Here is a 22,614-nt window from a genome sequence, read left to right on the forward strand (position 1 = left end):
TCGTGAAGGTCTTCCCCGACAAGCTTCCCGACACGCTGGCCAAGAAATTGCCTCCGGTCGTGATCGTCGCCGGCGAAGAGCCGCTGCAGCACGTGGAGGCCTGCGACGCCGTTCGCGCCGCCGCCCGCCAGGCCGGGGTAGACGAGCGTGAGATACTGCACGTGGAGGCCAATTTCGCATGGGGACACTTAACCGAAGCCGCCGCCAACCTCTCGCTATTCGCCACGCGACGGCTCATTGAGGTGCGGCTGGGCAGCGGCAAGCCCGGCCAGGAAGGCGCCAAGGCACTGCGCGACTATGCCGAGTCCATAAAGGGTAGCGACGATATCCTGCTGCTCTCAACCGGCAAGCTCGACTACCGAGAGCAGAAGAGCGCGTGGTTCAAGGCCCTGGACAAGGTCGGCCTGTTCGTGCCTGTCTGGCCGGTGGACGCGTCACGACTGGGGTTCTGGCTGCGTGACCGAGCCGGGCGCCACGGTCTCTCCCTGGACCTCGATGCCGCCCGGTTGCTCGGTGAACGCACCGAGGGCAACCTGCTCGCCGCCGACCAGGAACTGCAGAAGCTGGCCCTGATGCTGCCCGCGGGCGCACGGGTGGGTGCCAGGGAAGTGGCTGGTGGCGTAGAAGACAGCGCCCGCTATGATGTCTTCACCCTGCTTGACGCCTGCCTCAAGGGCGAGCGCGCCCGGGTCACTCGGATCATGGCCGGCCTGCGCGGTGAAGGGATCGAGCCACCCATCGTGCTCTGGGCCCTGTCCCGCGAGCTGCGCATATTGCTCTCCATCCAGCAGCACCTCGACCAGGGACAAAGCCTGGAGCATGCCTGCAAGGCCCAGAAGCCACCGATCTTCGAGAAGCGTCGCCCCGCCTACCAGCAGGCCATTGCCCGGCTACCCCTGAAGCGACTGCACAAGCTGTTACTTTTCGCCCAGCGCCTCGACCTGGCCATCAAGGGCGGCAGCAGCGTGCCACTCTGGGATGGCCTCCACGACCTGGCACTCACCCTGGCCGGCGGCCGCGGCCTGCTGGCCGAACTGCCCTCTTCCTACCGCGTCGGCTAGAGCGTTGGGCAAGCGCTATTGAGAACGCCACTTCTCGTGGGAGCGATGCCGAGTTTTCCCCCACAAGGGCATGAAATGTCACGGCATTCTGTCCTATACTGGAACGGCATCGCTGCTTCGCTGGCCTGCATGGATGCAGCGTCGACGGAGCCTGGAGCTGGAAGCCCATCCCGAGAAGAAGGAACACCACCATTATGAAGAAGCTCTATCGCTATCTCAGCCCGCTGCTGATCGCCGCCCTGGTACTGGGCAGCCTGCCGGTTGCCGCCGCACCAGCCAATCCGGGCAGTGGCCTGGTCTCCACCCAGGATGTCCTGAATGCCGAAAGATCCCAGGGCGATCGGGAGCGGATCCACGAGATCCTCGCGCGTGACGATGTGCAGGATCAGCTCCTCGCCCAGGGCGTCGACCCCGCCGAAGTGGAGGCCCGCGTGGCCGCCCTCTCCGATGCGGAAGCCGCCCAGATGGCCGATCAGCTCGAGCAGTTGCCGGCCGGTGCCAGCGTGGTCGGTGCCTTGTTTGCCGTCTTCGTGATCCTGCTGGTCACCGATATCCTCGGCCTGACCAACGTCTACCCGTTCGTCCGCTGATCGGGAGCGTCGCATGACTCCATGCCCTACCAGGCATCACGCAAACGCTACCCTGCTGAACGCCCGCCTAGCGGGCGTTCTCGCGTTGGTACTACTGGTACTCATCATGACCGGCTGCGCCAGCGCGCCCCAGCTGGCCGAGACCACGAAGCGCAAACTGCCCCGCCAGGCCCTGCTCGAGGACATCCCCTTTCACGGGCAACGCGACTACCAGTGCGGCCCCGCGTCGCTAGCGATGGTGCTCAACGCCTCCGGAGTGCCGGTAGAGGTCGACACCTTGATTCCGCAGGTCTTCCTACCCGGGCGCGAGGGTAGCGTACAGCCGGAAATGCTGGCCACCGTGCGCCGCCACGGCCGCATCCCCTTCATGATCGAAGGAAATCTCGATGCCCTGCTTACCGAGCTCAACGCCGGCCATCCCGTGGTGGTGATGCAGAACCTCTCCCTGCCCGCCTGGCCGGTCTGGCATTACGCCGTGGCCATCGGCTTCAATCTGGAAGAGGAGACGCTGACCCTGCACAGTGGCATGGAACCGGAGCGTATGACGTCCTTCAAGCGCTTCGATGCCACCTGGGCCCGCAGCGATCGCTGGGCCTTCGTCGTCCTGCCTCCGGGTGAAATGCCTGCCACTGGTGATGGCAACGAGTCCCTGGACGCCATCGCCGATTTCGAACGCGTCCAGGGTGCCCAGGCCGCCCTCCCCGCCTGGGAAGCCCTTGTGACACAGCACCCGCAAGTCGCCATGGGGCACTTCGCCCTGGGCAATGCACGCCATGTCACAGGCGACAGCCAGGGGGCCATCGAGGCTTTCGAGGACGCGGCGACGCAAGACCCTGAACTCGCTGTGGCCTGGCTCAACCTAGGGCTGCTGCAGCGCAACCGGGGAGAGATAACCCAGGCTCGAGAGGCGCTGACCCGCGCCGCCGAGCTCCCCGGTCGATGGCAAGCCCAAGCCCGGGACGCGCTGGCGGCGCTGTAAGGGATAAGGGAATCGTCTGCATGCATGCTCAATACCATCTCTCCTAACCGATCACAAACACTGCATCAAGTGGTTTTTGATCGGTTAGGAGAGATGGTATCTAGGATCCTTGAACTGGTCTAATTGAGACCACTTCAGCCAACAGGTCTTGCATCGTTACTTCGTCCGCCCTCAAAGTAAGCCATCGCTATACTGCAGTGATATGTTCCGCAAAATTCTGCCTCCCAATATGCTGTCACTTCACCAAGGTGCGCCATATATATTTGAGATCTTGGCGAAACGACCAATTTTTCACGTAGTTGACATTGATGCGCACCTTGTCGGGCCAGATCACAGTACGGTTGTAGGTTTCGGGATCTGTCAAGTTGTTGAGGATTTCTTCCTCTCTGCGGTATTTGAGTGTTGCCGGTCCAGTGATGCCTGGCCTCACACTGAGCAGTAACCGCTGTTCTCCCTGCAGGAGGTCGGCAAATCCTTTGATATCCGGTCGAGGGCCAACGATACTCATGTCGCCGATCAGCACATTGCAGAGCTGGGGCAACTCGTCGATTTTGGTTCGGCGCAGGATCCGCCCCAATCGGGTGATCCGCGGATCGTTGGCACATGTTACGGTGGTCGAAACTCCACCTATCTCGCGCATGGTGCGGATCTTGACCAGTGAGAAGAGGCGACCATTCATACCGACCCGCTTCTGGATGAAGAAGCCGTTGCGACGGAATTCCATGCTGGCTGCTACCCAAGCCAAGGCAATCACCCACCACAGCAGCAGCAGGCCGAAGCAGGCACCGACAAGGTCGAAAGTGCGTTTTATGAAGCGTGAGCTTGGCCGCTCAAGGCCCGTGTGCGACTTGCTCGATAAGTTGGTGTGGCTTGGTTGATACAAGGTCATGTTCGTGCTCTCTTAGATCAGGTGATATGAAAGAGACGAGCTAGGAAAATGAGAGCCATGCTGGCTAACTAATTCTTTCTAACCTCAGGGAAGATTTGTAGTCGAACGATCGATGGATCCGTTCCTGCTCCAGCAATACCGTGAGCTTCCGGAACATCGGCCGGCTAGTTTTGCCGATCAGTCGACGGAAAGGGTAGAGCGCATGTACTGCAGCCGCCAGCAGGGGGGTATATACCACATGGAGCTTGGCATAAGCCTTGCGGAAACCGAAGCGGTTGATCAGGAAGTCGTGAATCCCCGTGTCGTGGCTGATGCTGCGAGCGCCATCCGAAACGTAACGGAGGCGACGCTCATTGAGATAATGAAGGTTCATTTCGTAGAACAGGGTGTAAGCGGCGTATTGCCCAAGTGAAGCCGGATTGAACCAGATGGAGAGATAGAAGCAGGCGTCATCAATGACCAGGTTCTCGCTGAAGGCTACCAGTTCATTACTTTCCCTGGTGCGCACTGTCCAGAACTCCGTCTCCGGGGGTAACTGGCGAATGGCTTCCCTAAAAGCGGCCTCCGACATCATCGGCTCGAGGGTGTCGTAGCGCTCGTAAGCCTGGCGGTAAACGACATATCCCTCGTTCAGCACGCTGCAACGTGGTTCGCAGCTAACCGACAACTGGCGGCTGCCGCGCCGTACTTTGCTGCGTGTGCTGCGACTCAGTACTTCCAGGTGCTCTTCCTCGGATTTGATAACATGCCACCAGTCTGTAGTAGATGCACAGTCAAAGTTCGATTCCCAGCGTACGAGGAGAGCTCCATGAGCTTTCAGCAAAGCTCTGGCATCAGGAGCCTCGAGTCGGGCATCACGATGTGGCATGGACAGAGGGATCAGAGTGCCTTGGTGCTTGCGCCACAGAAAGCCCTCATCGTGGAAATATTCGTATCCGATCATTGGGGTACCCATTCTTGACCACAGCAGGGAAAACCGACTGACGCATCGAGGCTGAAGTGGACCCCACCCTTCGGACAACCTGACAGGTCATCTAAGCTAGGATCCGGTCATCATCGGCGTCAGGGCGCGCAGCCGGTAGGGATAGATTCGATGCCCCTTGCCCGGCAGACTGGTACGAGGCTTCGGATAGACGGCCTGGTGCCCCATCTACCGCATCAGACGACGGACTTGCTTGCGGTTGACCCGGTGGCCCAGCCGATTGAGATGGACGGTTATCCTGAGTGAGCCGTAGACCGGCGTCAGCAGGTGATGCTCATCGATCAGACGCATTAGCACAAGATCCTCGGTCAGCCACTCGCGCTGCTGGTAGTGCAGCGACGAGCGGCCGATAACCAGCAGCTGGCACTGACGCCTCTGACTCGGGGTGGCGGGTGATGGCGGCACGATCATGGCCAGGCGCTGCGCCCGGCTCAACGCTCGAGCCTGCGTGATAAAAAAATCCCGTTCCACCGTCAGCTTACCGATCTCGCGGTAGAGGGTGTCGATCTCCCCCTGGCTGCCTTCAGTATAAGGCCTGGAGGTGTCTACGAAACCCGGGGCGATTCACTGCTATCGGCATCATTGAGAGGGATCCAAGTAGGCCGTGTCGGGTGGCAAGGAGCTATACAGGCCCCAGATCACACAAAACCATCCTGTATAGGCGGCCATGCCTACCGAATAGGCCATGAAGGTATAGGTCAACCCGAAGCCGGCAAAGCCAACAGGCAACAGTAATCCGCAAGTGGCCAGGGCACGTCTTTCCGGGTCACGGGCGCGCAACCCTTCCCGGAACAGCCAGACCGGCAGCAGGTAAATGGCTAACAGCACCAGCATGCCGAATGCACCACGCCGCGCCCAGGCATCTAGCACGTCGCTGTGGGAATGCCAGTAATTGGAGGTCGCCGGGTCCAGCCTGCCCGCCTCCGAGAACTGTGCCATGCCCTCAAAGTATTCCGCGTCTCCCCAGCCGAGCAGCGGACGATCACTGATCAGCATCACCGCACCTCGCCAAAGCTCTACCCGGGCAGCTGTGGCCACTGTACGTTCCCCAGAAAGATAACGGCTAGCATGTTCGATGCCCGATGCCAGTCGCGAGTGCACTCCTGTCTGCGGGATCGCAACGGCAGAGACCACCAGCAATGTGCCGAAGATAGCGAGCTGCACTCGGCGACGTAGCGTCAACCAGCCGCCAAACGCCATCAAAATGACAGCCAGCAGTCCAGGAAGTACCACCCAGCCTCCCCGCGTACCGGAAAGCAATGAGGCAAAACAACCCAGCAGCGCCCCCAAGGTCATAAAGCAGCACCAGAAAACACGTTCAGGTTGCCGCGATGCCCAAGCAAGCCCTGCAAGACAGAAAAGTCCCAGCATCAGAGCGAGATTGCCGAACAGGATCGCATGCAGGGGCTCATGACCCGCGGCCCTGGGCGCACCCTGCACCAGCACCTGGAACACCGCCCAGGCCCCAGCACCTGAAGCTCCCAGTGACAAGCCAGCCCAAAACCAGGTAGGGTCCGGCCGTGCACATCGCATGACCCAAAGTACCGGGGCCGTCAACAGCGCAGGCCATACCAACCGCCATGTTGCCAGGGTCTCACCGTGCCCTGCAGCCAACGCGAGCCACGTAACGCCGAAGAGGGTCATGATTAGGGAAGGCAAAAGCAGTGTCAGGTCAGCAGCGCCTGGCCTGGGTCGGACCAGGCAGCCAATCATACCGGCGGCCAACACTAGCAAGAAAAGCTGGAAACCATGGGGCAGGAGCAGCGAGAACGCGGCCAACGCAAGAACACCCAATCCGGCTACAATATCCATGTTCTGCTATCACTTTGCCTGCCAGAGGGAACCGTCTTGGTGCTGCGGCAAAACCCGCACCAGACGATCGCACTTGGCCGATGTCACGCCATCCAGAATTACATCCCAACCCGCTGGGGGCTGTCGTCCTTCCGCCCAGGCAATCAGGGCACCTGGGACATCGGCACCGGCCTCGGCACTGAAGGGATAGCCGCCACCAAAGCGAGGATTTAGCTCAAGCACAAAGCACGCTTCACCGTGCAAAAAGACGTCACAATCCAGGTTTCCCACATGCCCCAGGGCTTCACCGATCCGCCTGCCTACTTCGAGGAGTTCAGGACGACTCTCTGTGACGGCCTTGTCGGTCTCGCCTCCACGCATGGCGAGCTTACGCTTGAGGAACGTGGCCTGGTAGCGTCCATTCAAATCGTTTACGACATCCAACCCATACTCCTGTCCACGCAAGAATTCCTGGATCATCAAGCCGCCCGCTCCCCTGATTCCGCTGCATAACCCCAGCCTGGGCAGTCGCAGTTGCCCGTAATTCCAGGCCAGTCTGAGTTGTTCCAGGTCATCGACCACCTCGATGCCCAAGGATGCCGTTCCCCAGCGTGGCTTCACGACCAAGGGAAAGGCTACCTCACCGCAATCCAGGCCCATCAGGGCCTCCTCCAGTGAGGCATAGGTTACGGGTGTCTCGAGCCTCGCCGCTTTCAGGAATCTTGCCGTCATCAGCTTGTCTGCCGCCAGCGAGATCACCTCGGGGCGAGAGACCACTACCTGCACCCCTTGATCGTAAAACCGCTCCCTGACGGCGGCCAGGATCGGCAGCTCATGGTCACTCAGTGAAAACAGCAACCCGACGCCCTGAGATAGACACAACCCAAGCAGGTACTCAACATAGTCGGGCTCGTTCACACGCGGCACCACAAACGCTTCATCTGCCTCCTGAAGCGCCGCGGCATACTCCGAGCAATCCGCGGCCAACACACGCCCTCTCCCTGCCAGGGAGTCCCGGAAATACCCAAGCAGGTAGTTACGACGTCCAGCGCTAGTCAGCAGGATGTTCAAGATAGGCTGCCTCTGGGGCGTCACTGGGGTGCGTTAGGTAAGAGGCCAGAATGCTGTCGGGTGAATCGGCCTGCTTCAACAGTCGTCCTTGGCAATCCACCACCGCTGGGCAGGGCACGATGAAGGGCGGTGTATAGTTTAGCGAGTAGGCTCCTCGGTTCTCGAAGACCACGAAGTCACCAGCCTCCAGCCCCCACTTGAAGGATTCGCAGAGAATGTCATGCTCCATGCAGGTATTACCGACAAGACGATAATCCCGCGGTATCCGCTCGGCCTCCGGGCGGAATGAGGACACCACCTTCAGACTAGGCCGGGTACTGGAACGGGTGGGGTTGAGACTGTTGATGCCGGTGTCGAGCAAGGCCTGCCAGCCCCCTCGACGCTGCCGGGTCTCAACGACCGGCGCTATCAGAGACATGGTGTTTGCTACCATCGACGTGCCGGGCTCAACGATCAAGCGCATGGAAGCCGTCGGGGAACAGCGCACGAATGCTCGACCGATAGCATCAGCGTACTCGGCTAGACTCGGTATCGAATAGGGAAACTGATCCCTGAGAGACGCAGGCATGTCGCCCAGCAGCCCCCCACCGATATTGATTGACCGGATGGGATGTCGAGGCAGCATTTTACCGGCCAGGCGACAGAGGCGCTCGACTCGCTCCACGGGATCAGCCACCCCCAGATGGCGGCGGGTGGCATGGCAGTGCAGCCCCACGACATCCAAACCGGGGATCGAGTCCAGGAAAAGGAGCGCTTCATCCAGTTCCCCGCTTTCTACCTCAAAGCCAAAACGGCTGGCCAACTCGGTAAATTCGAAACAGACCCGCAGGCCCACCTCGATACGTTCGAACTCCGGCGCGATCTTCTCCAGCAGACGGATCTCTCGGAAGGAGTCCAGATTGACCTGACTCCCCTTATCCAGCGCCTCACGCAGATCCTGTTCATGCTTGATCGGCCCATTGAAGATAATCCTCTCGGCAGGCAATGAGGCTCTGGCAACCTGATACTCAAAAGCAGAAACCACCTCCGCCCAGCCATCCAGCTCGACCAGCAGCGGCCCGATAGGCGGCATGTAATTCGCCTTCATGGCATATGCCAGTTCCGTGTTCGGCCAATGGCTACGAAGCTGGTTTCGTAGGTTAAGATAATTGTCGTGAAATCTAGTTGAATCGAAGAGATAGAAGGCGCCACCTACCCGGCAGGATACGGAGGCCAGAAAAGCGTAATCAGGCAACATGCCTGAGCCCTAGGCGCCTGCGATATTCATCCAGCCGCCCCTGGGGGGCAGCATGGAGAATGCCTTCACGCTTGAGTACGATCAACACGGTGGCAAAAAGAATCTTGAGATCCAGCCACAATGTTTGGCGATGGACGTACTCCACGTCCAGCCTGAGCTTGTCCTCCCAGCTGATATCCTGGCGTCCGGCAATCTGAGCCAGCCCGGTCACACCGGGCCGAACATCATGGCGTTGCCGCTCATAACCGATGAAATAAGGGAGGTACTCCATCAGCAATGGCCGGGGCCCTACGAAAGACATCTCGCCTTTCAGGATATTGAGCAGCTGGGGCAGCTCATCGAGGCTGGCACGGCGGATACACAGCCCGAGCCGAGTGACACGCTCCTTGTCGGGCAGGGGTTCCCCCTGATTGTCCACCGCATCGCGCATAGTCTTGAACTTGATGACTTGAAAGGGAATTTCATCCTTTCCCGGCCGCCATTGACGAAAGAACACCTCCCCCTCCATGGTCAGTCTTAACAGCAAGGCCACCCCCAGCATGACGGGAAAAAGAAAAACAAGCATGATGCTAGCCATGGAAATATCAAATGCACGTTTTATCATAACAGATTCTTCCATTGGTTGAGAAAGATTTCATCTCAGCCTGGGTACGACTGATAAATAAGCTTGCTGAACACTTGGCACTACTCATCACGGTTAAGCATTACCCGCACTGAATCCTAACAGGATTCCTCAGACCTTGTGTCTGGCATCAATCAGACTAGAAACGATTTTAGACTAGCCTGTGCGAAGCCACAGGGCCAAAAAATGAACTTCATTCTTTATCCTCCGGGCAGAAAGCCTGGGCGAACTCGATGGCATGGACGCTGTCGAGGTTCGGAGAAAATTCGGATAGTCGGTATCGAGCACCGAGCACACTGCCCTGCTGGTCCACGCGCCCTGCAGCGAACCAAGTGACGATCTGCACGAACATACGGCACATCTGCATGAAGACCCTCTGGCGATTTTCCTCATCGGAGAGGCCAGGGTCATGGGGCCTGGCCGCCTGGAGGATCGGCCTGCCGGTATCCATGCCTTCATCGACGAAATGAACGGTTGCCCCAATGAACTTGCAGCCGGCCTTCAGCGTATCGCCGAAGCCGTCCAGGCCGGGACAGGCGGGCAGGACGGCAGGATGGAAGTTGACGATACGCCCTCGATACTTCTGGAGAAACTTGCCGGAAAGCAGCCGAGAGTAAGAAGACAGGAAGAGGTCGATCTCCGGCTTGCCCAGGAAGTAGTCGTAGAGGGCATCCGAGAACTCCCTGCCGGTGCAGCATGGCATCACCTCGACGGCTACACCATGACGCCGAGCGACCCATTCGGCACCACACTCCCGGTCGCACACCACGAGGGCGATGTGCTGCCTGCAGGCGTCCACCTTGAGTGCCTCGTCGAGCACACTCCCGCCGGAAGACGCCAGTACCACCATGTTCTTCGTCATGTCACACCAGCCCTACGATGTTCGAGATTCCTGGTGTGTTTGTCCTCAACCCTGACCTTTCTGGTAGAAGCGCGCCCCATCGGGCCGATACCACTCGTCCAGACTGACCGGTACCCGGCTGTTGTAGCCCAGCAGCTGTCGGGTCAACGGTGAGAGGTTTCGCCCGTACTCCTCCCCCAGCATGCGTGCGTAGTCCACCTGCGGCTTGAAGAAAGGCCGGGTGAAGCCGCTTGTCAGGGCGACACGAGAGTCGTTAGTCCTGTTCTGTCCACCGCGATGCCAAAGATAGGAGTTAAAGAACACCACGGAGCCCGCGGGGCCGGTAATCGGAACGCAACTGGCCCCGAATTCCTCATCAGTAGGCTTCTGTTCCTTGTGGTGGGAACCCGGCAGGACCTGTGTGGCACCATTCTCGACTGTAAAGTCATCAAGCATCACGATCATGTTAAGGCGCGCCTTGTAGCAAGAAATGTAGCTGCCAATGTCACGATGTACGCTGTGCAGATAATTGCGTTTGTGCGCATAGCCGGCCGTGGGTGTACTGCAGCACAGGATGTAGGGCTTGTCGTCGAAGTAGCGCGCGATATAATCGTGGAAGAGGTGCATGTGGTAGAATCGGTCAAGGCTATCGTTACCACCAACAGTCTGATGCGCCGTGCCATCGCCTAAATCGTTTAGCCCCCGCTCAACCTGATACTTCTCGCAGAGATCTATCCACTTCAGCACGTCAGCCTTCATCTCAGCTACCAGATCATTATCCACTGCCTTCTCGAAGATGATCCACCCCTCTTCATCCATACGATGGTCATAGTCAGTCATCGTCATTCCGGTATACATTTCTCAACACCTCAGCTCCGGAAGTACTAATATTAACTTCACGCCTCTACATCCACATCTTGCCCGTGCTACCGCTACCGCCATGCAGACTACAACTGGTTTTTCCATTGCAACTACACAGTTCCAGAACGCTACCGATACACTTTATTACCATGCCTCCACATAAGATTACACTCAGCACCGGCATTCTGCCTGTATAGTTTTTCTCATCCACAAAAGCTGAAACTACTCAGTAGGCGGATCTTACCCAGAACACTGCCTGAGGGACTTGCTGCCAAAGCTAACTCATGCGTCTGTATCATGGTCCTGTGGCAACTGGTCGTTACACACCAGCAATCCCTCCGCACGCATCTGTTCCACCAAAGCGTCCATGTCGGCCTCGAGCCGCTCGCGAGATACCTGGTATCGCCCCAACAGCGCCGCTAATGCCCGCTGCATTGAGCCCTGTATCATCAACAGTTGCCAGAACTTCGCGCTGATACCGTCCAGTCTGTAGACACTGGCCGAATCAGCTGCGCGCTGTGGAATTCTTGCCACAATCACGCCATCGTCCTTGCAGCACCATAGCACGCGATCATGGGCCCGAATATCGGCTCCGGGATAGGGGATATTCAGTGTCAGGGTCGGCAGATAGTCCACGATTGCATCGTTCTCGAGGCGGCGCAGCAGCAGGCGACGCTTGAGACAGCGTGACGGCGGCACCACATCCCAGCCTTCCACGAAGCGCCCTGCCGTCTCATCCCAGCGCCGCGTCCGTGGCGTGCACCAGGCGAAGGCAACGCCCAGCGTCTGCCCCGGCCAATAACAGTCATCACCGAGACGGGCGAGACGCTGGCGACGCCACGCTTCATGACCCGCGCCACCCGGTGCCGGCGTAGTATCCTCTAGGGTCGCACCGGACAAACAGGCCACTACCCTAGGCTCACAGGAAACTATACCGGCGCATAGCGCCTCTGGGGCATAGAGGGGGCAGAACACCACGTCGTCTGCAGCAGTAAGGCTCAGGCTTTCTCGAAACCGGGTACCGGAGAGGCTGCAATCGTCAACCACGAACAGCGTCTTCTCGACAGCGGCGGCGTCCAGGGTAGTGAGCTGTTCAGGGCGCAAATCAAGGTGGTAGGCCAGCATCCCCAGCACGATCAGGCCACCCCGGGGAATGGCGGCAAACTGCGCAGATTTCAGGAACTCGGCACTGAAGGTCGCGACCAGCCTCTCGGCCAGACGACCACATACGGCCTCTGCGTGAGGATAGTCTACGAACTCTCGTTCTTGCATTAGGAGATCGAGCTGATCTCTCAACTGCATCAGCAGCGCCTGCTGCTCCTCGGTAAAAGTGCCAACCACCGCCAGAAGCGGCGCCGGCTCGTACCTCCCGATCAATGCCGAGCCGGTCAGCCGAGACCAGAGGGGATTGGCGCGAATGGCCGTAGCCAGCTCCTCAAGTGCCGAGGTAATGTCTGGCTGGCCGGTCGCCGAGAGCAACCTGGCAGCGGGGACGCGGGTGCCATCATACAGCGTGACCACCAGGTTGGCTGCGATCACTCCTTGGCTTCCAGGTCATTTTCGATGGCTGCATGCACGTCCGCCAGATGACAGAAACCATCCGGATAGCCCAGACGCTTGACAGGCACGGCGCTTGCCAAGCGTGCAAGGTGGGCGAAACGGTCGCGCAGCATGGGGGTAGCCTCAAGGACATGGCCGAGGAAAGAGTGCCTGGCTAGTTCCGCCACCGCCCTGGCAGGTGGCAGAGTCTCGATGACCACGCTTTCCTCATGCCCCCTTTCGAGCAGGTAGATCGCTCCCACCGGGCGTGGGCCGAGATCGAAATTTCCCAGGTCGGCCACAGGCACGCTCAGCTTGGGAAAACCCGGGTGAAAGCGGGGGTATGACCGGCCTTTCCCCTTCACGAAGCGTCCCAGTTGCTCGGGAGTCAGCTTGACTTGGGGAAATGCCGAGCGGCAGATAACCACGCCCGTATTCTCCTCCACGGCAGCGATATCATCTGCCATCAAGGAAAAGCCCGCCGCAACCATGGAAGTCACCATGGTGCTCTTGCCCGCCCCCCTTTGTCCGGCCAACAGCACGGCACGATGGCCAACGGCAAGTGCGCCCGCATGCAGGGCCAGGATCCCTTGGCGCTCCAGGTAGCAAGCCATGACGTGTCCCAACAGCAGGACATCGACCATAAAAGCAAGCCTCGGATCGACAAGCCGGCACTCGATCTCTCCTGACATGAGATAGAAGTCGGCAATCCCTGGAAAGCGCATCAACCAAGTAGACTCGTTCACCTCGAAGAGTTGAACGGAGGGATCGCCCGAGCCGTTAAGGCTATTACTGAGGTAGAGGGCATTGTCGGTGGGGGCCTGCATCTTAGCCGGATCAGCTGGGAGACAACTGAAAGAGAGCTCAGGACCCGCAGACGGTGAGGATTCCGCCATGGGAGTGGCCAGATCCATATCGGCAAGAGTTTCAAAGCCGAACAGGCGGAGACGGGGCATGATATGCTCCATGCTCAAAAACTTGATGCGAGAACGGCAACAATATCATTCCATAGCCAACCGAAGAGACGCGGCCTTGAGGCCGCGTCTCTGTCGTTCTCACGCAATGGCTCGTTCAATGAAACCCCGTGAAGTTTCCCTGCCGTTTCTCAGCCAACCAAGGGATCATGCCGATCCACCGGCCCAAGTCACGCTACCATCTGGATTATCATCCTTCACGGGGTTACTGGAGGGATACGTATCACCAGAACCGCCAGAGCCACCAAGGCGAGTCAGGTCCGACACGGCACCCCAAACCTGAAGCTGAGGGGGTTGATATGGCGACCTGGCATCAGTCTGGCAAGCATTTTTCGTATTTGTTTTCATCATATACCTCCTTGGTCAGCAAAGGTGATGCAACCGATCCTGGTGATACGGATACCACTCGCCACCAATGACCTTATTCTAGATTCTAGCATTACCAAGCATAAAGATACGTACCGGTTACAAAAAAATCCGCGGCGGTCAGTCATCGGTAGTTGCCTAGAACTTGGTGCAGCATGATGAAGCCCTGCTTGCCTATGCCCACCAGTGACGCAGCCAGAGTTCAAGCGACAGCACAGCCCAGAAGTCGACGTCCTGAAGGTCTCCGCAGCAATGGCGCTTAAATAGTTCCCGAAAATGCTCTTCGTCGACAAGGCCAAGAGCCGCGCATCGACTGTCAGTCATCAGGCCAAGCACCGAATCATGAACCAGATGGCGAATCGCATGTTCATACAAGGGTGACGGCACCACCTTGCGGCTATGGCGCATCGCCTCATCCGGCATGATGCCGCACACCGCCTGGCGGGCCAGTCGTTTCGGCTGACGGAACCTGTTGACTCGATGCTGTGGGCAGGCGAGAACAAAGGCCGCCAGACGCCGATCACTCCACGGATCTGCCCTGGCCAGCCCGTGGGTCGCACAGTGGCGTTCAGCGTGCCGCATCACGCTCATGACCAGAGGCGAGAAGATCTGTCGATAGCGCTCGCGGTGAGAGGCCCGGCTCCAGGCGTTCGAGTCGGCAACGAGGGGATCCCTGTCGGGTAAACCGCAGCGTAGAGCCACATCGGGCGTGACGAAGGAAGGCAGGCGATCACGCGGGGAATAGGCCGAGAGGAAAGCATCGCTGAGAGGGGCGCGCCTTGCAGGCCTTGTCAGGAAATAGAGGGTGTCATCGAACACCTGCCTGATCCCGAAACGCCAGAGGCCTCGAGTTCGGCTAAGCCCATGGCCACGTCGGAGGCCAGCCAGTTCAAATCGCGCCTCGCGCCAGCATCCTTCACGGACCAGGCCCGAGACATCATGAATCCCTCCCCCCACCACGACATCACCACGGTAGCCGAACCAGACGCTGCGGCAGCCATCTGCCGCGGCTCCTTGCAGCACCTTGTCGACGAAACTCTGGTAGATCAGGTTGAAAGGGCCATCCTCGTCCGGTGCATAGGCAGCCAGGTCCATCAATGGATAGGTCTGCTCGGCGGGAATCTCGCTAACCGGGATGGAAAAGCGATTGGCAATGCGGTAGATGTTCTCGCGCTCGTCACACTCGGGGTGCTCCGTGAAAGCCCAACTGTAGGCCCTGAGTGCCGGCACATCATTGCCCTGCTCGGCCAGCCAGCCGACAGTCGAGGCGACACTTCCCGAATCCAACCCACCGCTAAGGCCGATGGCAACAGGCGAAGCAACGCGGGAGCGACAGCGCACGGCCTCGACGAAAAGCGAACGGAAATGCTCGGCATACTCGCGGCTGTCCCGATAGTGAGCCCGATGGCTCGGATCCGGCTTCCATACCATGCGGCGACGCACCCTGCCGCGAAGATCGATCTCGACCTCCTCACCGGGCAGGACCTCATCGATCCCCTCGTAGAAGGTGCAGCCGGGAGGCGTCTGCTGATCGGACAGGTGCCATGCCATCGCCTTCCGATTGATGCGCCTCGGCACGCCTTCCACGGCCAGTATCTGGCTCAGCTCCGTGGCAAAGAGGATACGCCCCGGCTCGACCCGATAATAGAGTGATCGCATGCCCATGGCGTCTCTTGCCAGCCGAAGGGTTCGCTGCCTCGCATCCCAGAGGGCATAGGCAAAGTCCCCTATCAGCCTGCCGGGCCCTTTCTGCGGGTCATGCAGCAGTGTCCCAAACATCAGGCGGCTATCGGCTGCCTTCTCATCCACGGGAAAACCGGAGGACTGCCATGCAAGGCACGACTCGCGGTTGTCCAGGCGGGCATCCGCGGCAAACACCCATTGGCCTTCCAGAAATGTTTCGGGGAGGCACTCACCTGTGCCATCCGAGGAGCTATCGCGGGATAGACAGGCCAGCCCCATGCCATCCTGGTAGTGATAGGAGACACCATCGACCACTCGATGCCGGCACCTCAACACCATGGCTTCCAGTTGCGAGGGCGAGACGGGACGCCCATCGAGGCTCACGATGCCGCATATAGCACTCATTCACGCCTCGACCTCGCGGTACTGGTATGCCTGCTGGCTGAACAACTCGCAGTAAATGCCCCCCAGTCGAATCAGCTCGTCGTGGGTGCCGGCCTCACGAATCTCTCCATCGTCGAGCACATAAATGTAGTCCGCCATGCGCACGGTGGAAAGGCGGTGACTGATCACCAGGGCGGCACGATGGTCGATCCGCTCGCGAAAGTTGGCGAACAGATCGAACTCGGCCCCGGGGTCGAGAGCGCTGGTCGGCTCATCGAGGATGATCACTTCGGACTGGTGCATGAAGGCGCGGGCCAGGGCCACCTTCTGCCACTGGCCGATGCTGAGCTCCTGGCCATCGTCGAACATGCGGGTAAGCGGCGTGTCGTAGCCGCTATGCAAGGAGCGAACGAAGGGGTCCGCCCCCGACTTGTTTCCTGCCGCCTCGACCAGCGGCGTATCCTCGGGCTGACGGATATCACCGTAGCGAATGTTGCTGCGTACCGTGTCGGCATACTTGCCGTAGTCCTGGAAGATCACGCTGAACTTGCGCCGGTAGTCGTCGAGGGAGTACTCCCGGGCGTCGACCCCATCCAGGGTGATACGCCCCGAACTGGGGTCGTAGAGGCGACAGAGCAGCTTGATCAGTGACGTCTTGCCGGAGCCATTGGCACCCACCAGAGCAACCACCTGGCCCGGCCGAATAGCGAGGTCGATGTTACGCAGCACTTCCCGGGTGGTGCCGGGGTAGCGAAAGCCTACGTTCTCGAAGCACACTCCCCCTCTCATGCGCGAAGGTAGCGGCCTGGGATCGACGGGCTCCGATATGACCGGACGCACATCGAGAAACTCGAACAGCAGGCCGATATAGAGATGGTCCTCGTAGAGCCGCGACAGTTGACCCACCAGTTCCTGACCCATGGACTGGGCGCGCTGAAACACCAGCAGGAAAAGCACCAGGTCACCGACACTGTTGCGGCCTTCCGAGGTCTCCCATGCCAGAAAGCCCAGTGCCGAGAAGAATGCCGCCGTGGCCACCGCCGACACGCCCACCTCGACAAGGGTGCGCTGACGACTGATGGCCAGCCTTTCCCGCCGAATCAGAGCTTTCAGTTCATCGTATCGCTCGCTCAGGAAGTCACCCAGCTGATTGAGACGCAGCTCCTTGGCGTTGATATCCGAGGTCAACAGCCAATCCAGATAGCCCGCCCGGCGCTCCATCTGGGTCCGCTTGCGTTGCCAATCATAGAGCCTGCGTGTGAAGCGCAGCCTGACCAGCAGCGCCGGCACGATGGCCACTAGCAGAAGCGGCAGCAGCATCCAGTTGATGGTGGCCAGCAGCACCACGATGGCGGCCAGCATCAGCGTATTCTTGAACAGTAACATCAGGTTGTTGACGACCTGCACCGGTCGCTGGCTGCCGGACTGCCGGGCACGCTGCAGGGTGTCGAAATAGCGGGGGCTCTCGTAGAAGGCGAGATCCGCATGCACGGCACGCTCGTGGATGTCCTGGTCGATCCGCTCGGCTACCAGCAATCCCTGGGTTTCCCTGGCCAGCCCGGAAAAGCCCCGGGCAGCCAGAAATCCCAACGAGCAGAAGCCGGTAGCCGCCACCGTCCAGAGTACGTCCCGAATGCCGTCAACGGGGCCATCACTGCCCAGCAGCGTGGTCACGACGTCGACGAGTTGCTTGAGCAGGAAGAGCACCGCAAGTCCGAAGAAAATCTCGAGCACCATCAGGCCGGTAGAAATCAGCGTCCATTTACGGCTACTGGTCCAGAGGATGGGAAAGATTCGCTTCAGGGTGTGCAGCGGCGCAGTCAGCTTGGCAATCGAAGGCATGACCCTTCCTGGAGCTAGTCAGTATCGGGATAGGTGCCAGCGGCGACGGCACGCCCGCCAGAGTCGAAGGGGACCATACAGCCAGTGCCAGCGGGGCGACAAAGGCCACTCTTGAAAGAGGTCATACTTCGGGCGGAAGATACGCAGCCAGCCCAGCAGCTTCCAGCGAAGCCGGTGGCCACGATCCGTCTGCCAGTGAAAGGCAAAATCAAGGGTCGACCTCTTGCTGACCAGTCGACGCTCGAACTCCCGGTCCCCCTGCATGGCCTCCAGCGAAAGTTTCAAGAGTTCATCGACCCGCTCATCGTGGTAACCCTGAGGTTCGAACTCAGGCGAGCTCAGCACCTCGGCCATCTTCAGGCACGACTCGACCGTGGCGCTCAGCCCGTGACGAGCGGCACAGGCGAGGACCGCCTGACGATCAAAGCCAGGATGGCGCTGAATGGCATCGATATCCACCAGCCAGTGCAGGCGCGACCAGAAATGCCTGGTGTGGTGCCAGCAGACATAGACGAAGAGCTCAGCGGTCGGCAGTACGGCCACGTCAGTGTTACCGACGCGAATCAGCTCTGCCCTATCGATCAGCGCTCGAGAATCGTACACCGTGCCGATCTTATCGATCTGCGAATGGAATTCGATAATCACACCGCGCGGCGAGAACAGGGAGATCACATCATAGAAACGCGCCACGAACATCAAACTGACGGGATCATCCGCCAGATCCTGGGGATTCAGAGGCCGATAACCCTCTGCCAGGGCATGAGCCAGCAGCGCTGCCATTCGCTCCCTGGGCACCAGGATGTCGATATCGCGACAGAAACGCATTGCAGGCTCGTCATAATAGCGCGCAGCCAGGGATGGCCCCTTGAAGGTCACGTAAGGAATGTCCAACGGTACCAGCAGCTGCTGGTGGATTTCTCCCAGACTGGTCGCAACGTTCAGACCATGTCGATAGAGCGACAAAACCTGCTGCTTCATCAGCGCAAGCTGTTCGGCAGGCAGCGAAGGAGGCTGAAGGTGGCGCAGGTGGCGGTACGCCAGAGGAAGGATGAAGCGATGGGTAGCGATGAGGCGAAACCCCTCCCAGTCCTCTACCGCTCGGCAAAGCGACTGTGCTTCCCTGGCCTGGTCGTCGTCAAGCTCCAACCGGGCCAACAGCAGCAACAAGCGAAATTCGGTGCTCAGTGCTGGTGATCGAGATGGGAATGCTGTCATGTCCTATCCTTGCTGAGGATGCTACCAGCCCCTTGGTGACGCAGGAGCCTCACATGTGGAGGAAGACGAAGAAAGAAATACGCCCAAAGCGATGGCAATATCGGTCGCTTTGGTTAGAATCGTATTAGAATCGTATTAGAATCGTATTAGAATCGAAACATCATCGAGAGCTTACATCACATGTCAAATCCATTACTAGAAAATACCGCTTTACTGGTAAGAACCCCGAATCTGATAGCCGCTGATCTGGACGGTGAACTGGTCATGATGGATGCCCAAGCGGGCTGCTATTATGGTATCTCAGGCGTGGGAACGCGCGCATTCGAGCTGCTGGAAACACCGATCAGTATCGATGGTCTTGTCGAAATCATCACTCATGAGTACGAAGTAGGCCCAGAAACCTGCCGCCGGGAAATGCAGGCATTTGTTCAGGCGCTGATGGAAAACGGCCTGGTTCGGCCAGTAAGCCAGTAGTGCTTCAGACGACTGCCGGCACCTCCTCAGGCGCAGACAACCAAGCCGATACCTCCTATCGTCTCGGGGCGCCTTGGCCGCGGATCCTTACAAGATGAATTCATACCGGTGCCGCATCGTTTCCCTGCTGAAAAAGCCAGTGTTCACCAGAACCTGGCTGCTGCCTGTGTGGATAATTCTGGGCATCAGCCGCCTGGTCATACTGACACTGTCTTTCCGGCGGCTCGCACCCTTTCTAGGCCATTCGGTTGGCCTTCAAGCCTATACTCACCTGCTCACGTCGCCACAGGAAAGGCGGGCCGTCCAGATTTCCCATGTAATTCACCTGGCATCGCGATATTGTCCATGGGTGGCCAACTGCTTTCCTCAAGCCGTAACGGCACGCCTGATGCTCGGGCTTTTTCGCATCCCCTATGCGCTCTACTTTGGCCTGGCCAGGGACAGAAAAATCGGCGAATTCAAGGCTCACGCCTGGGTGATGGCTGGACGGGTCCCAGTATCCGGTGGTCATGGTTTCACTGACTATACGGTGGTGGGGTGTTATCTCAAAAAGATAGATAGTGAGCCAGCCTGATCACTTGAAACTCTCTGTATTTACCCTCGCCATGAGGTGATGAGATTACATCTCGGGATGTGTGCCTGCGGCTACAGCCTCAGATCCGACTCTCCCTTGGGCAGCAGATACTTGAGATCGTAGAGGACATGCTTGGGCTTGCCCCAGGAGCGAATGCGCTCGACGCTCAACTCCCGGAATTCGCGGTGGGCCACGGCGAGGATCACGGCATCATAGGCGCCGGTTTCGGGCTCAACCACCGGACGGATGCCGTACTCCCTCTCCGACTCCTCCTTGTCGACGTGCGGCTCAAGCACATCCACGGCGATGTTGTAGTCGGCAAGCTCCCTGATGATGTCCACCACCCGGGTATTACGCAGGTCCGGGCAGTTCTCCTTGAAGGTCAACCCCATCACCAGCACCCTGGCACCCTGCACGTGAATGCGACGCTTGATCATCTGCTTGACCAGTTGTCCGGCCACATAGGCGCCCATGCCGTCGTTGATGCGCCGCCCCGAGAGGATCACCTCGGGGTGATAACCCACCTGCTGCGCCTTGTGGGTCAGGTAGTAAGGATCAACGCCGATGCAGTGCCCGCCCACCAGACCCGGGCGGAACGGCAGGAAGTTCCACTTGGTCCCCGCCGCCTCCAGTACCGCTTCGGTGTCGAGCCCCAGGCGGTTGAAGATCATCGCCAGCTCGTTGATCAGGGCGATGTTCACATCGCGCTGGGTGTTCTCGATCACCTTGGCCGCCTCGGCCACGGCAATGGAGCTGGCCCTGTAGGTGCCGGCGGTGATCACCCGCCAGTAGAGGGCATCCACGAACTCGGCCACTTCGGGCGTGGAGCCGGCCGTTACCTTCTTGATGGTGGTGACCCGGTGCTCCTTGTCGCCCGGGTTGATGCGCTCGGGGCTGTAGCCGGCGAAGAAGTCGCGGTTGTAGACCAGGCCGGACACCCGCTCTATCACCGGGATGCACTCCTCCTCGGTGGCACCCGGGTAGACGGTGGACTCGAAGACCACCACGTCGCCCTGCGCTACCACCTTGCCCAGGCTCTCGCTGGCCATGATCAGCGGGGTGAGATCGGGGCGGCGACTTGCATCGATGGGGGTCGGCACGGTCACGATATAGACGTTGCACTCGCGCAGCACATCAAGCTCACTCTCGAAGCTGAGCTGTGTTGCCTGGGCCAACAGTTCAGGCTCCACCTCCAGGGTGTGATCCACGCCATCGCGCAGCTCAGCGATACGCTGTGCATTGATGTCGAAGCCCACAGTGGGCCACACCTTGCCGAACTCTACCGCCAGGGGCAGGCCCACATAACCGAGACCGATCACACCCAGGCGCACATTATCCATGGTCAGCATGTAGTTGTTCCTTCACGAAAGATCATGACTTGATCCCAGCCTCCTCCATCACCTCTTGCAGCACCTCGCAGGTCTTGTCGATCTCGGCATTGGTCAGCGTGGGGTGGCAGAGGAACATCAAGCTGGTCTCTCCCAGTTCCTTGGCAACGGGCAGCGGTTGCTCAGGGCGCCAGCCGGTGCCGTCGAAGGCCATTTCCCGGTAGACCTCGGAGCAGGAGCCGGAAAAGCACGGCACGCCCCGCTCCACCATCGCCTGCTGGATACGATCGCGGCCCCAGCCTTCTATCAGCTGTTCAGGTTCGACGAACAGATAGCACTTATAGGCGGCGTGCTCTATATGATCGGGTATCTGTGGCACTCGCAGCCCGTGGCTTTCAGAGGCCACCTGCCATATACGCTCGGCATTGGCCCGGCGTGCCGCCGACCAGGCAGGCATTCGCTGCAGTTGAATACGCCCGATAACGGCCTGCATCTCAGTCAGTCGCCAGTTGGTACCGAAGCTTTCATGCAGCCAACGGAAACCCTGCGGGTGCTCGCGTTCATACACCGCCTCCCAGCTCTTGCCGTGGTCCTTGTAAGCCCACATCTTGCGCCACAGCACCTCGTCACCAGTGGTGACCATGCCGCCTTCACCGCCAGTGGTCATTATCTTGTCCTGGCAGAAGGACCAGCAGCCGACATGGCCGATACTGCCCACGCTGCGCCCGCGGTAGCGTGCCCCATGGGCCTGGGCGCAATCCTCGATCACGAAGAGTCCGTGCTGCTCGGCCAGTGCCATCAGCGCCTCCATCTCGCAGGGCCAGCCGGCCAGGTGCACGGTGATGATCGCTCGAGTGTTGGGCGTGATCTTCTCCCCCACCGTCTCGGCGGTAATATTCTGGGAATTGCGGTCTACATCGGCAAACACCGGCACCGCCCGCGAGGTGACGATACTGGACACGGAGGCCAAGAAGGTTCGCGAAGTCACGATCACCTCGTCGCGCCACCTGCCATCGCCCTCGCCGATGCCCAGCGCCTTCAGTGCGAGATCCAGCGCCGTGGTGCCATTGGAAACGGCGATGGCATAGTCGGTGCTGGCGAAGGCCGCGAACTCACGCTCGAACTCGCGGCCCTCCTGGCCGGTCCAATAGTTCACCTGGTTGGAGAGCAGCACACGCTGAACCGCCTCAGCCTCCTCCTCGGTGAAGGAGGGCCAGGGAGAAAATGGTGAATTAAGCATGGATCACTCTATAGAGGCAGAAAGATTAAAGCCAGTTATGTAAAGTTAAACTAATATTTAGATAGAATTTT

Annotated in this window: 22 protein-coding genes; 5 read left to right on the top strand and 17 right to left on the bottom strand. The window is 59.4% G+C overall.

Annotated features, from left to right (window positions below):
• The first annotated feature begins 2 nt into the window (after positions 1–2).
• The 3 genes from holA (at position 3) to BMY30_RS02335 (ending at position 2,630) form a co-directional block, all read left to right on the top strand.
• Positions 3–1,061 carry a DNA polymerase III subunit delta gene (gene holA, locus BMY30_RS02325; RefSeq protein ID WP_089710189.1) on the top strand — a complete coding sequence of 353 codons (1,059 nt, stop codon included), beginning with the start codon at positions 3–5 and terminating at the stop codon, positions 1,059–1,061.
• A gap of 194 nt (positions 1,062–1,255) precedes the next feature.
• The gene (locus tag BMY30_RS02330; RefSeq protein ID WP_089710191.1) at positions 1,256–1,651 is read left to right on the top strand and encodes a PA2779 family protein; all 396 of its coding nucleotides are present in this window, start codon (positions 1,256–1,258) and stop codon (positions 1,649–1,651) included.
• A 13-nt stretch (positions 1,652–1,664) separates the two neighbouring features.
• Positions 1,665–2,630 carry a PA2778 family cysteine peptidase gene (locus BMY30_RS02335; protein WP_089710194.1) on the top strand — a complete coding sequence of 322 codons (966 nt, stop codon included), beginning with the start codon at positions 1,665–1,667 and terminating at the stop codon, positions 2,628–2,630.
• Between the two features lie 235 nt (positions 2,631–2,865).
• Here the strand turns inward: BMY30_RS02335 and BMY30_RS02340 are convergent, their stop codons facing one another.
• The 15 genes from BMY30_RS02340 to BMY30_RS02405 all read right to left on the bottom strand — a co-directional run bounded on the left by BMY30_RS02340 (position 2,866) and on the right by BMY30_RS02405 (position 18,927).
• Positions 2,866–3,519 (bottom strand): sugar transferase, encoded by a 654-nt coding sequence (locus BMY30_RS02340; protein WP_089710196.1) that lies wholly within the window; start codon positions 3,517–3,519, stop codon positions 2,866–2,868.
• A 64-nt stretch (positions 3,520–3,583) separates the two neighbouring features.
• Positions 3,584–4,462 carry a GNAT family N-acetyltransferase gene (locus tag BMY30_RS02345; RefSeq protein ID WP_139195454.1) on the bottom strand — a complete coding sequence of 293 codons (879 nt, stop codon included), beginning with the start codon at positions 4,460–4,462 and terminating at the stop codon, positions 3,584–3,586.
• Between the two features lie 207 nt (positions 4,463–4,669).
• A complete protein-coding gene (locus BMY30_RS02350) occupies positions 4,670–4,936 on the bottom strand; it encodes an IS3 family transposase (protein WP_089710201.1) in 267 nt (88 codons plus the stop codon).
• A 144-nt stretch (positions 4,937–5,080) separates the two neighbouring features.
• Positions 5,081–5,956, bottom strand: a complete 876-nt coding sequence (locus tag BMY30_RS02355) for an O-antigen ligase family protein (protein WP_170840048.1) — start codon at positions 5,954–5,956, stop codon at positions 5,081–5,083.
• A 366-nt stretch (positions 5,957–6,322) separates the two neighbouring features.
• Positions 6,323–7,363: an ATP-grasp domain-containing protein gene (locus BMY30_RS02360; protein ID WP_170840049.1), complete on the bottom strand. Its 1,041-nt coding sequence runs from the start codon at positions 7,361–7,363 to the stop codon at positions 6,323–6,325.
• Positions 7,344–8,600, bottom strand: coding sequence for an alanine racemase (locus BMY30_RS02365; RefSeq protein WP_089710207.1), 1,257 nt, complete (start codon positions 8,598–8,600; stop codon positions 7,344–7,346). The genes BMY30_RS02360 and BMY30_RS02365 overlap by 20 nt, the downstream gene beginning before the upstream one ends.
• Positions 8,590–9,204, bottom strand: coding sequence for a sugar transferase (locus tag BMY30_RS02370; RefSeq protein ID WP_089710210.1), 615 nt, complete (start codon positions 9,202–9,204; stop codon positions 8,590–8,592). Before BMY30_RS02370 ends, BMY30_RS02365 begins: the two co-directional genes overlap by 11 nt.
• 211 nt (positions 9,205–9,415) lie before the next feature.
• On the bottom strand, positions 9,416–10,084 hold the full coding sequence (purN, locus tag BMY30_RS02375; RefSeq protein WP_089710212.1) for a phosphoribosylglycinamide formyltransferase: 669 nt from the start codon (positions 10,082–10,084) through the stop codon (positions 9,416–9,418).
• A 45-nt stretch (positions 10,085–10,129) separates the two neighbouring features.
• Positions 10,130–10,903 (bottom strand): phytanoyl-CoA dioxygenase family protein, encoded by a 774-nt coding sequence (locus BMY30_RS02380; RefSeq protein ID WP_170840050.1) that lies wholly within the window; start codon positions 10,901–10,903, stop codon positions 10,130–10,132.
• 303 nt (positions 10,904–11,206) lie between these two features.
• A complete protein-coding gene (locus tag BMY30_RS02385) occupies positions 11,207–12,463 on the bottom strand; it encodes a PqqD family peptide modification chaperone (RefSeq protein WP_089710216.1) in 1,257 nt (418 codons plus the stop codon).
• Positions 12,460–13,419 carry a hypothetical protein gene (locus BMY30_RS02390; RefSeq protein WP_089710218.1) on the bottom strand — a complete coding sequence of 320 codons (960 nt, stop codon included), beginning with the start codon at positions 13,417–13,419 and terminating at the stop codon, positions 12,460–12,462. The genes BMY30_RS02385 and BMY30_RS02390 overlap by 4 nt, the downstream gene beginning before the upstream one ends.
• 165 nt (positions 13,420–13,584) lie before the next feature.
• The gene (locus BMY30_RS18435; protein WP_139195456.1) at positions 13,585–13,788 is read right to left on the bottom strand and encodes a lasso RiPP family leader peptide-containing protein; all 204 of its coding nucleotides are present in this window, start codon (positions 13,786–13,788) and stop codon (positions 13,585–13,587) included.
• A gap of 189 nt (positions 13,789–13,977) precedes the next feature.
• Positions 13,978–15,891: an asparagine synthetase B family protein gene (locus BMY30_RS02395; RefSeq protein WP_089710220.1), complete on the bottom strand. Its 1,914-nt coding sequence runs from the start codon at positions 15,889–15,891 to the stop codon at positions 13,978–13,980.
• Entirely contained in the window at positions 15,892–17,712 is a 1,821-nt protein-coding gene (locus BMY30_RS02400) for an ABC transporter ATP-binding protein (protein WP_089710222.1), read from the bottom strand.
• An 18-nt stretch (positions 17,713–17,730) separates the two neighbouring features.
• Entirely contained in the window at positions 17,731–18,927 is a 1,197-nt protein-coding gene (locus tag BMY30_RS02405; RefSeq protein WP_089710224.1) for a nucleotidyltransferase family protein, read from the bottom strand.
• Positions 18,928–19,107: 180 nt separating this feature from the next.
• On the opposite strand from BMY30_RS02405, the gene BMY30_RS02410 reads away from it, so the two are divergent.
• Positions 19,108–19,401 carry a PqqD family peptide modification chaperone gene (locus BMY30_RS02410; RefSeq protein WP_089710226.1) on the top strand — a complete coding sequence of 98 codons (294 nt, stop codon included), beginning with the start codon at positions 19,108–19,110 and terminating at the stop codon, positions 19,399–19,401.
• A 94-nt stretch (positions 19,402–19,495) separates the two neighbouring features.
• Complete coding sequence (locus tag BMY30_RS02415; protein WP_089710228.1) at positions 19,496–19,975, top strand: lasso peptide biosynthesis B2 protein; 480 nt, start codon at positions 19,496–19,498, stop codon at positions 19,973–19,975.
• Between the two features lie 71 nt (positions 19,976–20,046).
• Here the strand turns inward: BMY30_RS02415 and tviB are convergent, their stop codons facing one another.
• Entirely contained in the window at positions 20,047–21,324 is a 1,278-nt protein-coding gene (gene tviB, locus BMY30_RS02420; RefSeq protein WP_089710230.1) for a Vi polysaccharide biosynthesis UDP-N-acetylglucosamine C-6 dehydrogenase TviB, read from the bottom strand.
• A 22-nt stretch (positions 21,325–21,346) separates the two neighbouring features.
• Entirely contained in the window at positions 21,347–22,543 is a 1,197-nt protein-coding gene (locus BMY30_RS02425) for a DegT/DnrJ/EryC1/StrS family aminotransferase (RefSeq protein WP_089710232.1), read from the bottom strand.
• Positions 22,544–22,614: the final 71 nt, after the last annotated feature.

The organism is Halomonas daqiaonensis, assembly GCF_900109725.1.
GTDB lineage: Bacteria > Pseudomonadota > Gammaproteobacteria > Pseudomonadales > Halomonadaceae > Halomonas > Halomonas daqiaonensis.